This window comes from Exiguobacterium sp. s21, from assembly GCF_018617975.1.
Taxonomy (GTDB): domain Bacteria; phylum Bacillota; class Bacilli; order Exiguobacteriales; family Exiguobacteriaceae; genus Exiguobacterium; species Exiguobacterium mexicanum_A.
Window position 1 is genome coordinate 1 of record NZ_JACSLF010000013.1, and the last position, 14,097, is coordinate 14,097.

Annotated in this window: 16 protein-coding genes and 1 pseudogene; 3 read left to right on the forward strand and 14 right to left on the reverse strand. The window is 43.5% G+C overall.

Annotated features, from left to right (window positions below; all coding sequences use genetic code 11):
• Window positions 1-287 (forward strand): IS30 family transposase (locus tag KNP06_RS12885; RefSeq protein WP_214789292.1); only part of this gene is annotated, 287 nt, incomplete at its 5' end.
• 28 nt (window positions 288-315) lie between these two features.
• Here the strand turns inward: KNP06_RS12885 and KNP06_RS12890 are convergent.
• The 4 genes from KNP06_RS12890 to KNP06_RS12905 all read right to left on the reverse strand — a co-directional run bounded on the left by KNP06_RS12890 (window position 316) and on the right by KNP06_RS12905 (window position 3,772).
• Window positions 316-2,772 carry a heavy metal translocating P-type ATPase gene (locus tag KNP06_RS12890; protein WP_214789295.1) on the reverse strand — a complete coding sequence of 819 codons (2,457 nt, stop codon included), beginning with the start codon at window positions 2,770-2,772 and terminating at the stop codon, window positions 316-318.
• A 25-nt stretch (window positions 2,773-2,797) separates the two neighbouring features.
• Window positions 2,798-3,013 carry a copper chaperone CopZ gene (gene copZ / locus KNP06_RS12895; RefSeq protein ID WP_211779499.1) on the reverse strand — a complete coding sequence of 72 codons (216 nt, stop codon included), beginning with the start codon at window positions 3,011-3,013 and terminating at the stop codon, window positions 2,798-2,800.
• 19 nt (window positions 3,014-3,032) lie between these two features.
• Window positions 3,033-3,491, reverse strand: coding sequence for a CopY/TcrY family copper transport repressor (locus KNP06_RS12900; RefSeq protein WP_211779500.1), 459 nt, complete (start codon window positions 3,489-3,491; stop codon window positions 3,033-3,035).
• An 86-nt stretch (window positions 3,492-3,577) separates the two neighbouring features.
• Window positions 3,578-3,772 carry a hypothetical protein gene (locus tag KNP06_RS12905; protein WP_211779501.1) on the reverse strand — a complete coding sequence of 65 codons (195 nt, stop codon included), beginning with the start codon at window positions 3,770-3,772 and terminating at the stop codon, window positions 3,578-3,580.
• Between the two features lie 550 nt (window positions 3,773-4,322).
• On the opposite strand from KNP06_RS12905, the pseudogene KNP06_RS12910 reads away from it, so the two are divergent.
• Window positions 4,323-5,110, forward strand: a pseudogene (locus KNP06_RS12910) (IS30 family transposase).
• 261 nt (window positions 5,111-5,371) lie between these two features.
• Here the strand turns inward: KNP06_RS12910 and KNP06_RS12915 are convergent.
• From KNP06_RS12915 to KNP06_RS12940, 6 genes are all read right to left on the reverse strand, one after another.
• The gene (locus KNP06_RS12915; protein ID WP_029333958.1) at window positions 5,372-6,079 is read right to left on the reverse strand and encodes a Crp/Fnr family transcriptional regulator; all 708 of its coding nucleotides are present in this window, start codon (window positions 6,077-6,079) and stop codon (window positions 5,372-5,374) included.
• A 64-nt stretch (window positions 6,080-6,143) separates the two neighbouring features.
• Complete coding sequence (locus KNP06_RS12920) at window positions 6,144-6,377, reverse strand: heavy-metal-associated domain-containing protein (RefSeq protein ID WP_026907428.1); 234 nt, start codon at window positions 6,375-6,377, stop codon at window positions 6,144-6,146.
• Between the two features lie 65 nt (window positions 6,378-6,442).
• Window positions 6,443-6,742, reverse strand: a complete 300-nt coding sequence (locus KNP06_RS12925; protein WP_128123856.1) for an iron-sulfur cluster repair di-iron protein, ric — start codon at window positions 6,740-6,742, stop codon at window positions 6,443-6,445.
• Window positions 6,743-6,775: 33 nt separating this feature from the next.
• Window positions 6,776-7,009 carry a heavy-metal-associated domain-containing protein gene (locus KNP06_RS12930; RefSeq protein ID WP_131472014.1) on the reverse strand — a complete coding sequence of 78 codons (234 nt, stop codon included), beginning with the start codon at window positions 7,007-7,009 and terminating at the stop codon, window positions 6,776-6,778.
• Window positions 7,010-7,201: 192 nt separating this feature from the next.
• A complete protein-coding gene (locus KNP06_RS12935) occupies window positions 7,202-9,055 on the reverse strand; it encodes a heavy metal translocating P-type ATPase (protein ID WP_214789298.1) in 1,854 nt (617 codons plus the stop codon).
• A gap of 656 nt (window positions 9,056-9,711) precedes the next feature.
• Entirely contained in the window at window positions 9,712-9,972 is a 261-nt protein-coding gene (locus tag KNP06_RS12940; protein ID WP_211780193.1) for a hypothetical protein, read from the reverse strand.
• Window positions 9,973-10,114: 142 nt separating this feature from the next.
• Here KNP06_RS12940 and KNP06_RS12945 point away from each other — a divergent pair, with 142 nt between their 5' ends.
• Window positions 10,115-10,951, forward strand: a complete 837-nt coding sequence (locus KNP06_RS12945) for an aldo/keto reductase (protein ID WP_131472018.1) — start codon at window positions 10,115-10,117, stop codon at window positions 10,949-10,951.
• Between the two features lie 35 nt (window positions 10,952-10,986).
• Here KNP06_RS12945 and KNP06_RS12950 read toward each other — a convergent pair whose 3' ends face one another.
• From KNP06_RS12950 to KNP06_RS12965, 4 genes are all read right to left on the reverse strand, one after another.
• Entirely contained in the window at window positions 10,987-11,805 is an 819-nt protein-coding gene (locus KNP06_RS12950; RefSeq protein WP_021067914.1) for a MetQ/NlpA family ABC transporter substrate-binding protein, read from the reverse strand.
• Between the two features lie 25 nt (window positions 11,806-11,830).
• Window positions 11,831-12,493: a methionine ABC transporter permease gene (locus KNP06_RS12955; protein WP_214789301.1), complete on the reverse strand. Its 663-nt coding sequence runs from the start codon at window positions 12,491-12,493 to the stop codon at window positions 11,831-11,833.
• Entirely contained in the window at window positions 12,486-13,232 is a 747-nt protein-coding gene (locus KNP06_RS12960) for a methionine ABC transporter ATP-binding protein (RefSeq protein ID WP_214789305.1), read from the reverse strand. Before KNP06_RS12960 ends, KNP06_RS12955 begins: the two co-directional genes overlap by 8 nt.
• Before the next feature lie 113 nt (window positions 13,233-13,345).
• Window positions 13,346-14,092 carry a hypothetical protein gene (locus tag KNP06_RS12965; protein ID WP_214789308.1) on the reverse strand — a complete coding sequence of 249 codons (747 nt, stop codon included), beginning with the start codon at window positions 14,090-14,092 and terminating at the stop codon, window positions 13,346-13,348.
• Window positions 14,093-14,097 lie beyond the last annotated feature (5 nt).

Genomic DNA, 14,097 nt, shown 5'->3' on the forward strand with positions numbered 1-14,097 from the left:
CGGCGACGACGGACCGTGGCAAGGAGTTCAGCGGTCACGAGCGCATCCAGGCGTCACTCGGTGTGCCGATGTATTTCGCCGACCCGTACGCATCGTGGCAACGGGGGAGCAACGAGAACGCCAACGGGATCCTCCGCGAGTTCTTCCCGAAAGGAACGGACTTCGCGCAGGTGGCGCATGACGAACTCGCGGACGCACTGACCAAGATCAACGGGCGACCAAGGAAGTGCCTGAACTGGAAAACCGCACACGAGGTCTTCACCGAGGAAGTGTTGCGCTTAATTTGACAAACCGTCGTTTTTTATAATAATCCTTCTAATTAGTAGAAGGTTTAAAACGTTTTAGTCGTAAAGCATTTAACAACACGGATATAGAGCTCAAACTCATAGCCGCTGCGGCAATGATTGGGCTTAATAATGGTCCTCCAAGGAGGAAGACGATACCCATTGCAAAAGGAATACCTGCCGTATTATAAGCAAATGCCCAGAATAAGTTTTGTTTAATATTTCGAATCGTAGACTTGCTCAATTCTACAGCTGTTGGTACATCCATCAAATCGCTTCTCATTAAGACGATATCTGCTGATTCCATTGCAACATCCGTACCTGAGCCAATGGCTATCCCTACATCTGCTTGGGCAAGCGCTGGTGCATCATTGATTCCATCTCCAACCATTGCTACTTTTCTTCCTTCATCTTGAAGTTTTTTCACTTCGGCTGCCTTATCTTCTGGTAAGACTTCACTTAATACTCGGTCAATACCAACTTGCTTAGCAATTGCTTCAGCAGTACGTTTGTTATCACCAGTAATCATGGCAACTTCAATTCCCATTTTGTGAAGTTTTTCAATCGCCTTTAAACTATTTTCTTTGACTGTATCTGCCACAGCGATAATACCTGCAATTTTATCATTTATGGTAATATACATAGGCGTTTTTCCTTGGTTAGCCAATTCATCTGATTTAGCGGCTAAATCGCCTAATGAGATATGACGATCATCCATTAATTTCCGATTCCCTAGTAACAGGTTATCACCATTAATCGTTACTTCAATACCATGACCTGGTATCGCATTAAAGCTACTCGTTTTCATCAATGCTAATCCTCTATCCTCGGCACCTTTAACTATTGCTTCGCCTAAAGGATGTTCAGAACCTTTTTCAGCTGATGCTGACAGTGATAGTAATTCTTCTTCGGAAATACCATTTGCAACAACAATGTCTGTTACCTTTGGTTTTCCTTCAGTGATTGTACCTGTTTTGTCGAATACAATCGTTTGTAGTTTGTGTGTTGTTTCAAGAGCTGTACCACTTTTAATTAATACACCGTTCTCTGCCCCTTTACCTGTTCCAATCATAATTGCTGTTGGAGTTGCTAAACCAAGGGCACATGGGCAAGCAATAACTAATACTGAGATAACGATGGTTAGTGCGAAAATTCCTGTTTGACCACCGAAGTACCATGCTAATCCCGATAGAATTGCGATTCCAATAACGATTGGAACAAAGTAACCAGAAATAATGTCGGCTAATTTGGCAATGGGAGCTTTAGATCCTTGTGCATCTTCAACAAGTTTAACAATTTGCGACAATGCAGTATCTTTCCCAACTTTGGTTGCTTCATATTGAATTGTACCGTTTTTATTGATACTTGCTCCGATAATAGTGTCACCCTTGTTTTTTTCAACTGGGATACTTTCACCTGTTAGCATTGATTCATCAACTGAAGTTGTTCCTTCAATAACAACTCCATCAACTGGCATTTTTTCACCAGGTTTAACAATGACAATATCACCGACAATAACTTCATCAATAGAAATTTCAACTTCCTGATTATTTCTTATAACCATCGCAGTTTTAGGCGCTAGGCCCATTAATTTTTTAATTGCTTCTGACGTTTTACCTTTCGTTAATGTTTCTAAATATTTCCCAAGTACAATCAGTGTTAGAATAACTGCTGCCGTTTCAAAATATAGTTCACTTGCATAACCTGTATCTCCTAAATAGATCATAACCGTTGCAAAAATACCATATAAAAATGCAGCACTTGTACCTAAAGCAATTAATGAATCCATATTTGGGTGTCCACTAAAGAGAGTTTTAAAGCCTACTTTGTAGATTTTTCTATTTACAAATACTACTGGTAATGTTAATAGTAGCTGTGTAATAGCAAAGGCTTCTGGATTCATCATTGGATCGATAAAACCTGGTAATGGTGCACCTACTAGGTGACCCATCGCTATATAAAATAATGGCACAGTGAATACTGCTGAAATCCAAAATCTGTTCCAAAGGCCTTTCATTTCTCTTTGTTTTTTCTCTCTATCTACATCAACTGAGTCCGCAGACGTAATGTCTTCATGGGCTTCATAACCTGCATTAGAAACGGCTTGTGAAATGTCTGAAATAGTAACAACGGTTGGGTCAAATGTAATATTCATTTTTTCTGTTGCCAGATTAACATTAGACGCTAATACACCATCTAGCTTACGTGTTGCTTTTTCAATTGTTTGGACACAAGATGCACAGGTCATTCCAGTAATAGCAAACGTTTTCTGTTCCGTTTCTATAACAGCTTTATACCCAGATTTATCAACAGCTTCCTGTATATCTTGCAATGAAACTAAACTTTCGTCATAACTGATATTCAATTTTTCTGTTGCTAGATTTACGTTTGATTCTTGTACTCCTGGCAACTTTTTAGTAGCTTTTTCTACCGTTTGGACACAAGATGCACAGGTCATTCCTTCAATATTTAACGTTTTCGTAGCCATAGTCTTTCACCCTTTACATTAATTTTTATTTGATAATTTCCGATTGATAACCTACTTCGCTTACCGTTGAAATTAATTTTTCTAATGTTTGAATGGAGTCATCATACTTTACCTTTGCCATTCCTTTTTTTAAATTCACTGTTGCTTTTTCAACACCATTTAGTTGTTGTAATGCAGTTTCTATCTTGTTTACGCAATGTCCACAACTCATTCCTGTTACTTTTAAAGTTACTTTTTCCATTGATATACTCTCCTTTATATTAATGATGTTTCATATGATTATGATCTTGACAGTGACATTGACCGGGAACACATTTACACTCAACCTCTTCAACAGCATCTTTTTTCTTCATTTTTATAACTTCTTCTAACATCGCAATATCGTTGTGACTCAAGGTAGCCTTTGAAATCAATTCTGTGATTGTCTTTCCTACCTCTTTATTACAAATAAGTTCAAATAGTTCAGTAGTAACACCTTTTATGCTTTCATCTTCGTTTACCGATGCGGTATAAAGGTAACGATTACCTTGCGTTTCTGTATTAAGCATCCCTTTTTTCACTAATCGTCCGATGAGTGTTTTCGTAGTTGCCGATTTCCAAACTTTCTTCTTCTCTAGGACTTGACTAATTTCTTTACTTGTAGCTTTGTTATTTGTCCATACAACACGCATCACTTCCCATTCAGCATCCGTAATTTTAGAATTTTGTTCTGTCAACAATTGCAACACCCCATTTTCGTTTACACTTGTAATCAATCTATATTTAGAGTTTACAATTGTAATCGTTAATTGTCAAATAATTTTTTTTAAATCATCCCAAATAATATTGCAGCAACTCCCAGCGTAATCGAAGTCCAATTTAAGGGTTTCTTTGGAGATGCTAACCCAATCAATCCTAGAAGTACCGCAGCACCACCAAACCAAAATGGTTCAAATAAAAACCCAATGATTGCAGCTATAATCCCGATCCACCCTAACCAATTACCTGTTCTTTTATTCATGTTTAATCGCTCCTCTTTTTTAAAAATTAATTTAGGTTGTTTGAAAATGCTACAATCCACCTTTCCACTTTTCGTTTACATTTGTAATCAATTTATGTTTTTTTGTTTACAACTGTAATCAATATTTGTCAACAGTTTATTCTTTTATTTTTTCATTAAACCCATATTCACCTTACATATGAATTTTTTGTATAATCCCTGGTCAAAAGGCATGATGTTAATAGAGTCCGGTTACTCATAACTATTTTCTTCCCATACAATAGTGACAACCTCAATAAAACTCACATTATGGTTTTATTCAAAGTATTTTCCCCATATCATGTTTAGACATTTATATTGCTTTTAGTATAAGCATAAGTAAAATGATAGAACTCTTCATATAATTGTCACATTTAGGTAGTTAATAATTGGGTTTTCAATGTGTGATGAATTATAAAATTAAGTGCAACACCCAAATGCAACACCCAAAAGTGAACACAAAAAAAGCCCACAGCGACGTCCTCGTGTAGAATGAAGTCACCACAACAAACATTCAGACGGAGGAATCGCTATGAGCTACACCCATCTTACCACAACGGAACGCGTGAAAATAGAGACGTATCTGGAGCTCGGAATGTCCATCCGGTCCATCGCGAGACGGCTCGGACGACAGCCATCGACCGTCTCGCGGGAGATCAGACGAAACTTGACGACACGATGCGCCGGACGATCGTCGAGAAGCTGCGTGCGACCTGGTCCCCGGAACAGATCGTCGGCCGTCTCTACACAGGAAACATTGCCTTCTCCACCATCTACCGTTGGATCTATGCGGGACGGATCGACGTGCCCCTGGCCGTGCTCCGTCAGAAGGGGAAACGTCAAAAGCCGACCGAGACGCGCGGGCGCATCAACATCGGACTCTCCATCTCACAACGGCCGCCCGAGGTCAGGGGGCGCCGGACGTTCGGGCATTGGGAGCTCGACACCGTCGTCTCCGGACGAGGGAAGTCGAAGGCGTGCGTCGCGACGTTCATCGAGCGGAAGAGCCGGTTCTATCTCGCCCTGCCGATCGCGGACCGCACCGCGGCCTCGATGGAGGGGGCGATCCATGCGGTGCACGGCGCCTTCCCGGAGGGCACGTTCAGGACGGCGACGACGGACCGGGGCAAGGAGTTCAGCTGCCACGAGAACGCCAACGGCCTCCTGCGCGAGTTCTTCCCGAAAGGATCGGACTTCGCGACGGTCGGCCAAGGAGAGATCGTGGACGCGCTCGCCAAGATCAACGGGCGGCCGAGGAAATGTCTCGGCTGGAAGACCGCACACGAGGCCTTCGCGGAGGAAGTGTTGCGCTTAATTTGACAAACCGTCCAGAGTAATTAGCTTAGTTAATAGGGGTGTTTTGCTAATGAATTATGCAGTTGACACAAGTTTATGTCATCTTGGTAAAATAAGTGCCAAATAAGTAGCCATTTCTCTTTCTTTTTGTAGATAAACATTGTTAAATCAACAAAAATTAGCAATCCATTTTATATGCTAATTGGATTGCTAAAATGTTTGTTATTTTATGTTTTGTACTATTAAACTTAACACGTTAATGATGGCACGCTACTCTGCTTATATTTATTTAGTATGAAGTAACAATTGATCTAAATCCATTATTTTAATTTTCTTTTTCGGTAACTGTTTAATCAATCCAAGTTCTTCTAGAGTAGTAAATTTACGGCTGATTGTTTCTGGTGTGGTACCAAGATACGAGGCTAAATCCTTTTTGGACATTGGTAAGATAATCGTTGGACTATTGCCACTTCCCTTTTCAATATTCTCAGCTAAAAAGGATATAATGCGGGTTTCTACATTTTCAATCGCTACTTGTGTGGTTTGTTTTTCAGAATCCTTTAAACGCATCGTTACTTCTGACAGTATTTTTAATGAGATCTGCGGATATTCCACCAAATACTTCTGTAAATCACCTCGTTTAATTAAACAAATAGATGTATTTTGTAGTGCTTCCGCATAATTCTCATGAATACTTCCAGGTTGGAAAATGGCGACTTCACCTGTAAAATCACCAGGATTTAAAATGCGAACAAGTTGTTCTTTTCCAGAATCCGATAAGCGGTAAATCCGAGCCTTACCTGAATTGATAATATATAAGGTATCATCTTCCTCATCTGCACGGAATAACATTTCCCCTTTTTTAAGATGAAGTGTCTTGGCAGATTCCGCAATCAAATCCATTTGTGAGTCTTCCAAATGGTTGAAAATGGGGACAATACGAATACATTCTGCATGTCCATGTTGGTGATGACAACATTGGTTTTGTTCCAAAATAACCTCTTCCTTTTATAAAAAGCCTAAGAGGGCATCCTAGGCTTCCTTTCTATTCACTCGATTAAGCAGGTTTTACCTTTGATTTGACAACAGGATATCCTAAGTCTTCAATTGCCTTTTCGATATCGTTAATAGCGACTGCTTCTGAATCAAAATCTACTTTTACTTTACTTGCATTGAACATTACTTTCAAGCTATCTTGATTCACACCGTTTATTCCTTTCACCGCATTTTCAATCTTTTGGAGACAAGATGGGCAAGATAAGGTTTCTAATTGAATCGTTGCTTTTTGCATAAATCATTTCCCCCTTCATTTTTTAACGACCGTAAACCAATCTATTCTTTTGTTTTTGAGTTACTTTAAGCCTGATATGCTTTATCTACTTCTGATAACATCTCGAATGTGCCTCCATACGTTTCACATACATCTCCAGGAATGGTGTAGTTGTCTGTGATTTTTCGTAATTGAGCAAATTCAGCATCTAAGTCAGGTTTGTTCGTACCTGCGTCTTTTACTTTTCCACTAATTGTTTCAAACAATTCACGTACTTCAAAGGCTTCTGGGTGATTCTTACCATGGGCCCGTGTAATTGCAGTGGTGTATAAATCCAGCTTTTCAAAATGGTTTGTTATTACTTCGTTAAATGTCTGTTCAGACATTATTCGTTCCCTCTTTCTTGTGGTTTTTTGGTCTTAGGCCGATTTTACTTTTGATTTGACGACTGGATATCCTAAGTCTTCAATGGCTTTTTCGATGTCGTTAATGGTGATCGTTTCTGAATCAAAATCTACTTTTACTTTACTGGCATTAAATAATACTTTTAAGCTATCATGATTAACCCCGTTTAATCCTTTCACCGCATTTTCAATCTTTTGCATACAAGATGGACAAGATAATGTTTCTAATTGAATAATTGCTTTTTGCATGAATTATTTCTCCTTTCATCTTATCTTTTATTTTTTTGTTTTCCCTCTTCTTCTTTACAATTTAAGTATAGTTCAGGTTCAACGAAATGAATTTGATGCAAATCAAGTTTTAAGAAAAAGTAGGGGAGTATTTTGTTCTTCCTACCTGAATACTTCCCCTTTATCATTCATCAAGACTGCTTTCTATTAAAATTATTCTCTCAAACGGTATCGAAGCAATCTCATACCATTCAAGATGACTACTAAGATACTTGCTTCGTGAACCAACATCCCGATTGACATATTCATCCATTCACCAAATAGTAGGCTGGCAAGTAAGACTAATACCACACCAACTGCTATGGTAATGTTCTGTTTCATGTTTCTTGAAGTTGATTTTGTTAAGCCTAATGCGTGTGGTAAACGACTAAAGTCAGAATTCATTAAAACAACATCGGATGTTTCAATTGCAACATCTGTTCCACTTCCCATGGCAATTCCGATATCTGCTAAGGCTAGTGAAGGACTATCATTCACTCCGTCACCGACAAAGGCAATGATCCCGCCTTCTGCTTGCATTTTTTCGATATAAGCAGATTTTCCTTCCGGTAGCATATGACCATGTGCTTCTGTTAACCCAAGTTCTCGAGCAACTAAATCTACGGTTCCTTGGTTGTCCCCAGAAAGAACGACAAGGTTTTTGACCCCTAGTTTTTTCAGTTTTTGAAGATCTTTTTTAACACCTGGGCGGATTTGATCCCGAATACCCATCAGAACGTTTAATTCTCCGTCGACCGCAGTTAACACAAGAGAATTTCCATTTTTCTCAAAGCGTTCGACGTCTTTTTTAGCTTTTTCGCTTAATTTCACATTTTTCTTTTCCATTAAAGCTACGTTACCAACGGCTATACGATGAACACCTATTTTTGCTACAATTCCGCCACCTTTAACGACTTCGGTTTCTTCAACAGTAGAGAAAGTTATCTCGCCAATATCCTGTAGGACAGCTTTCGCTAGTGGGTGGTCCGATTCACGCTCCACACTTGCTAAATATCCTAGAACCTCTTCAGTATTTTGTCCGTAAAATTCTTTTTCGGCAACTTCAGGGTTTCCTACTGTCAATGTTCCTGTTTTATCAAAAACGATAGTATCTACTCTGCTAAAGTCATTGATAACTTCACTACCTTTTAAGAGGACACCATTACGTGCACCGTTTCCGATACCGGCAACGTTGGATACAGGAACCCCGATAACTAATGCACCTGGACATCCTAAAACAAGAATCGTGATAGCTAGTTCAATATCTTTTGAGAAAAACCAAACAATAAAACCAAGGACTAACACAGCTGGTGTATAGTATTTTGAGAATCGGTCAATGAAACGTTCTGCTTCTGATTTGGAATCCTGTGCCTCTTCCACTAATTCGATAATTCTACCAAATGTTGTATCTTCTCCAACGCGATCAGCTCGAATTTGGATCGTTCCATTTTCTAAGATAGATCCTGCAAATACTTCAGAATCAACCTTTTTACTTACAGGTAGAGATTCTCCAGTAATACTTGCTTCATTAATGTGACCTTCACCAGTTAAGACTGTTCCATCTACCGGAACTTTTGCACCCGTTTTAACTAATAAAATATCACCTTCGTCTACATCATCGACATCTACTTCTTCAAATTCTCCGTTTTCCATTTGCTTTAAAGCACTTTCTGGTGCCAGCTCTGTTAATTCTTTAATGGCAGAACGTGTTTTGTTCAAGGTACGCTGCTCCAAGTAAGAACCAAATAAGAATAAGAAAGTAACGATGGCTGATTCCTCATAATTTTGAATCAATACTGCTCCAATAACTGCAATGGTAACTAAAACATCAATACTGACAACTTTTACTTTTAATGCCTGATAGGCTTGGATTGCAATCGGCGCCACACCGAGAATGGATGCAATGATGAGCGACCAATTGAAAATGGCCATGTTGTCTAAGGAAAATCGTCCGAAGAATGCAAGTGCAATCAAAATTGCACTGATCAGTGTAATGGAATTCTTTTTACTTAATATATATCTTTGCATGTTGATTCCCTCCAATTTCATTTTCATTTGTATTCCTTGTTGATGACTCTAGTCTAGGATGTTTCTATGAAATAAAAATTGATTCGAATCAAGTTCTATTGTAAAAGTGAAAAATTATAAAAGAACAGCAAAACAAAACCAACTGTTTTACGGAATAACTCTTATATATTATCGAACATCGACATACAATCACAAAAATTCATTATATTGTACATTCTTTATTCAGCAGGCTTTAGAAAAGTAGTTAGTTTAAGTGTACTCTTTCACATTATCCATTGGCGTTACTCAGAATTTGCTCCAATTACTAAACAAAAGCTAATGAAGATTATGGAACAACATGATCCAGTTACCGTTTTTTTTTGGAATATCCGCCATAGGCTCAAATAGTTTGTTTAACAAACAGCTATCATCCTAATCACCTAAACAGGTAGTTTTGTTTAACATTTTGTCGCGAATGTGTGAATAACTCAACTATTTAACGAAACCCTCCAAGCTATAATAAAAAAATGGTGCTCATCCAAACACTAACAGAAAGTGTAAAAAGGGCCGTTTTGTATTTCATCATTAATTTTCGTTTATTATCTTTAAACACCAAACAAACACCAACTCTAAATCAAAAGCGCGTAAGATCGCGTGTTTTCGGACTTTGTTCCGTATCAGTGTGAATGTTTCAAAGTATGTTCCGCCTCGGCGACTGAATAACTCGGCAACCCAAAGTAAATCGCTTCAGCAATCAATAATGAAAAGATGACTCCCATTCTTATCCGATATCGGTTTTCTAAACTCTTTAGGCCAATCAACGCCACGATAATCATACTGGTCGCCGTTCCAAACGCCGCCGAGTTTCCATACCAAGCCTCATTGACGAACATCATTCCTCCAATGGCCAATATCCCGAACATCCACCACCACTTCATCCCCATCACCTCATGCCAATTACCCCAAAAACAGGAAAATAGGCAACTCCATTTTAATTAACTCCGACCGATTCAAACGTTTGATTCCCCCGGAAAGTGGAATATCGGACAAGAGAACGAATTTTGAATGAGGAGGCATTTCATGAACATCCCAACCATCAAACTACATGACGGCTACGAGATTCCGGCAATCGGGCTCGGCACCGTTTATTTACGAGGTGAACCGGGCGTCGACGCCATCACGAGCGCTATCCGCAACGGCTATCGTCTCATCGATTCGGCAATTCGCTATGACAATGAAGGAACGGTCGGCGAAGCCGTCCGGCAATCCGGCATCCCGCGCGAGCAACTGTTCTTGACGTCGAAGCTTCGCGCCCAATACTTCGACTACGACGATGCGCTCGAGATGATTCGTGAGTCGCTCTACCGGGCGAACCTCGACTATTGGGACTTGTTCCTGTTACATTGGCCGAATCCGAAACAAGACAAATACGTGGAGGCGTGGCGCGCACTCATCCAAGCGAAAGAGAACGGGTGGATCCGCTCCATCGGCGTCTCGAACTTTATGCCTGAGCACCTCGACCGTTTGATTGAGGAGACGGGTGAGACACCGGTCATCAACCAAATCGAGCTCCACCCATACTTCTCCCAAGTAGAACAGCGTCAAGCTGACAAAGAGCGCGGCATCATCACTGAGGCATGGAGTCCGTTGAGCCGAGCCCGGACTGTCACGCATGACGAGACGATCGCGGAACTAGCAAGACAAAAAGGCAAGACCGTGTCCCAAGTCATTCTGCGTTGGCACGTCCAACTCGGTGTCATCCCGCTCCCGCGTTCGTCGAGCGAGTTGCACCAAAAAGAGAACCTCGACGTCTTCAACTTCGAATTGACCGAGGACGAAATGGAGACGCTCAACGCCCTGACGAAGCAAGACGGCCGCATCGATAATCAAGACCCGAGAGAATACGAGGAATACTAAAAAAGATTGAACCGTCTGGGCTCAATCTTTTCTCGTTAAAACGCCGGAATCGCCGTTTCTTCGTAATTTTCTTCCAAGAACGCACGGACTTCGTCACTTGTGAGTGCTTCGCCGAGTTTCTGGATGGCTTCTTCATCTTTGTTGTCTTCACGGGCCACGAGTGTGATGGCGAAGTCGTTCTCGACACCTTCCGTCAAGAGGGCATCGCTCTTCGGCGTCAAGCCGAGTGGCGCCGCATAGGCCGGCGTCATGAGGACCGCATCGACGTCATCGTACGCACGCGCGAGCATGAGCAAATCGACTTCCTCGAACTTGAGGTTCTTCGGGTTTTCGGTGATATCGGCTTGCGTGTAATACGACCCGTTCTTCTCACCGAGCTCGATCACATCGTGTTGCGCAAGCAACGAGAGCGAGCGGTCGATGTTCGACACGTCGTTCGCGATGGCAATCGTCGCGCCTTCCGGGATATCGTCCATGTTGTCATACTCTTTCGAGTAGACACCGTAGTTGGCGAAGTAAATCGGTTCGATTGGGACGAGGTTAGCGTCATTGCTGCGGTTGAACTCTTCCATGTACGGGACGTGTTGGAAGAAGTTCGCGTCGACTTCTTTTGCTGCGAGCGCTGTGTTCGGTTGGACGTTGTCACCGAGGACGACGATTTCGAGCTCGATGTTGTCTTCTGCGAGTTGCTCTTTCGCGATTTCAAGCATATCCGTCATCGGTGGGATGAGCGATGCGACTTTGAGCGTCTGCGGCTCGTTTGACGGGGCTTCCGTCGTGTTCGTTTCGGAATCGTTCCCACACGCCGCGAGGACGAGTGTGAGTGAGGCGAAAAGCGCCAATAATTTTTTCATAAGTTCTCCTTCTTTCTTTAGGTAATTAGCGTTTGTCGATGAGCCGAGCCACCGTCGTACCGGTGAACTGAATCATCTGGACGAAGACGAGCATGATCAAAATCATGTACATCATCAGCTCCGTCTTGAACTGTTGATAGCCGTAGCGAATGGCAAAGTCGCCGATGCCACCGCCCCCGACCACCCCCATGATGGTCGAGTACGAGATGAAGCTAATGATTGACGTCGTAAGCCCGAGGACGAGACCGGAACGGGCCTCGACGTACAAGAACTTGAAGATGACGTCTTTGATGGACGCCCCCATCGACACGGCCGCCTCGACGACGCCACGCGGTACGTCAAGGAGTGACTGCTCGACGAGTCGTGAGTAATGGGCGATGGCGATGATGGCGAGCGGCACGGTTGCCGCCGCCGTCCCGATGGCCGTTCCAATGATGAGCCGCGTAAATGGAATCAAAAACACGACGAGTAACAGGAACGGGAACGAGCGGATGATATTGACGATCAAGTTGAGCACGGAGAAGACGGCCCGATTTTCGAGCAGTTGCCCTTTTCGTGACAAGTAGAGCCACGTCCCGAGCGGCAGGCCGAGGAGGACGGCCGCGAGAATCGAGAAGCCGACCATGATGAACGTCTCGCCGATCGATTGCCAAATCTCGGTCTGATATTGCAGGAGCACCTCAGGCATGTGGTTCACCTGCCTTCTTCAGTTGATCGACGAACCAGGACGGATTGTCGTCGATGTCTGCGACCCCACTCGGAATGACATCAATCGTCTCATACACCGAACCGTCCGTCATGACGGTCACGCGGTCGCACACTTGTTTGATGACGTCCATCTCATGTGTCACGATGACGATGGTGACGCCGAGCCGCTCGTTAATCGACTTTAACACGCCGAGCACTTCAGCCGTCGTATTCGGGTCGAGCGACGACGTCGGCTCATCACATAACAAGACGTGCGGTTCGTTCGCGAGCGCCCGCGCGATGGCGACGCGCTGTTTCTGCCCGCCGCTGAGCTGCGCCGGGTATTTACCTTTGAACGACTCGAGCCCGACGAAACGAAGGCATTCGAGCACCCGGGCCTCATGCGTCGAGCGCGGCCGGCCAGCCAGCTTCATTGAAGCGGCCACATTGTCATAGACGGTCTTGTTCGCGACGAGATTAAACTGTTGGAAAATCATGCCGATGACGTGGCGCTTCTCGCGTAGCTGTCGACTCGATAAGCTCGTCAATTCGTCCCCATCGACCGTGACTTGCCCTGTATCTGGTGTCTCGAGCAGGTTCATCAACCGGAGCAGCGTCGACTTGCCGGCCCCGCTCGCGCCGATGATGCCGTAGACCTCGCCCCGCTCGATTTGAAGCGAGACGTCACGGACCACTGCGTCGCGGCCGAACTGTTTGCTGACATTCGTTAACGTGATCATAGACGGTTCCTTTCTATTGTTTTGGAAAAGAATGATAACCGTTTTCCATTTTAGCGAACTAAAGGAAGGTTGTCAGTTGAAGTGCTTCACAAAAAAGAACCGCACGGGGCGGTTCACTTTAACGGGTGCTGTTTGAAATGGTCAGCGATATGGCGCCGCATCGATTCACGATTTTCGGCAAAGATGCGATGCCGATGGCCGTTCCCCCCTGATGGATGGGGAAATCCGCTCACGACGCATTCTGGCGCGACAATGCCCTTGTCGACGAGCGTCTCGACGGCACGACGGACGTTAATCCCCATCGGCAAGATGAGTGCGTCCTCGAGGACGGCCATCTCGTCGGCGAAGCTGCCTTCGACATAAGACCGGAACAAGTCCGTCTTCAACATGTCTGGACTCGACCCGTTGTAGTTCTTCCCTTTATAGAAGACGGGATACGGTAGCACCGCCGTATTCTGCACAAGATGGTTCGCCTCGCCAAATAAGTCGAGCGTCGTCGGGAGACCGAGGTGGTGATGCAACTCCAAGTCGTCGAGCATCGTCACTAGGTTCTTACGAATCGGTCCGGAAAAGCTGCCACGTTGTTTGACAGCCCGGAGCGCCTCCTCGTCGGGCGCGTCCGCCAAATCACGGATTGCCTCGAACGATTGCCGCATTTGATACAGTCCCGGCGTAATCCCGGCGATGACGACTTTGGCCTGCGGGTTAACGTATTCGAACGGAGCGTAATAGATTGTAAGTTGTTTGTTCGGGTCCTCCTCGAGTAAGAACGGTTCACTCTTCAGTGTCGCTTCCTCCAGGTCGGGCAGTTCGAGAATACGTTGTTTATAGCGTTGAAATAAATCGGTACGTGTCGGCATGTAAT

Bases quoted from the DNA above. Each gene is read 5' to 3' on its own strand.
- KNP06_RS12890 (WP_214789295.1), bottom strand. From the start codon at position 2,772: ATGGCTACGAAAACGTTAAATATTGAAGGAATGACCTGTGCATCTTGT.
- copZ (WP_211779499.1), bottom strand. From the start codon at position 3,013: ATGGAAAAAGTAACTTTAAAAGTAACAGGAATGAGTTGTGGACATTGC.
- KNP06_RS12905 (WP_211779501.1), bottom strand. From the start codon at position 3,772: ATGAATAAAAGAACAGGTAATTGGTTAGGGTGGATCGGGATTATAGCT.
- KNP06_RS12920 (WP_026907428.1), bottom strand. From the start codon at position 6,377: ATGCAAAAAGCAACGATTCAATTAGAAACCTTATCTTGCCCATCTTGT.
- KNP06_RS12925 (WP_128123856.1), bottom strand. From the start codon at position 6,742: ATGTCTGAACAGACATTTAACGAAGTAATAACAAACCATTTTGAAAAG.
- KNP06_RS12930 (WP_131472014.1), bottom strand. From the start codon at position 7,009: ATGCAAAAAGCAATTATTCAATTAGAAACATTATCTTGTCCATCTTGT.
- KNP06_RS12935 (WP_214789298.1), bottom strand. From the start codon at position 9,055: ATGCAAAGATATATATTAAGTAAAAAGAATTCCATTACACTGATCAGT.
- KNP06_RS12940 (WP_211780193.1), bottom strand. From the start codon at position 9,972: ATGAAGTGGTGGTGGATGTTCGGGATATTGGCCATTGGAGGAATGATG.
- KNP06_RS12945 (WP_131472018.1), top strand. From the start codon at position 10,115: ATGAACATCCCAACCATCAAACTACATGACGGCTACGAGATTCCGGCA.
- KNP06_RS12950 (WP_021067914.1), bottom strand. From the start codon at position 11,805: ATGAAAAAATTATTGGCGCTTTTCGCCTCACTCACACTCGTCCTCGCG.
- KNP06_RS12955 (WP_214789301.1), bottom strand. From the start codon at position 12,493: ATGCCTGAGGTGCTCCTGCAATATCAGACCGAGATTTGGCAATCGATC.
- KNP06_RS12960 (WP_214789305.1), bottom strand. From the start codon at position 13,232: ATGATCACGTTAACGAATGTCAGCAAACAGTTCGGCCGCGACGCAGTG.
- KNP06_RS12965 (WP_214789308.1), bottom strand. From the start codon at position 14,092: ATGCCGACACGTACCGATTTATTTCAACGCTATAAACAACGTATTCTC.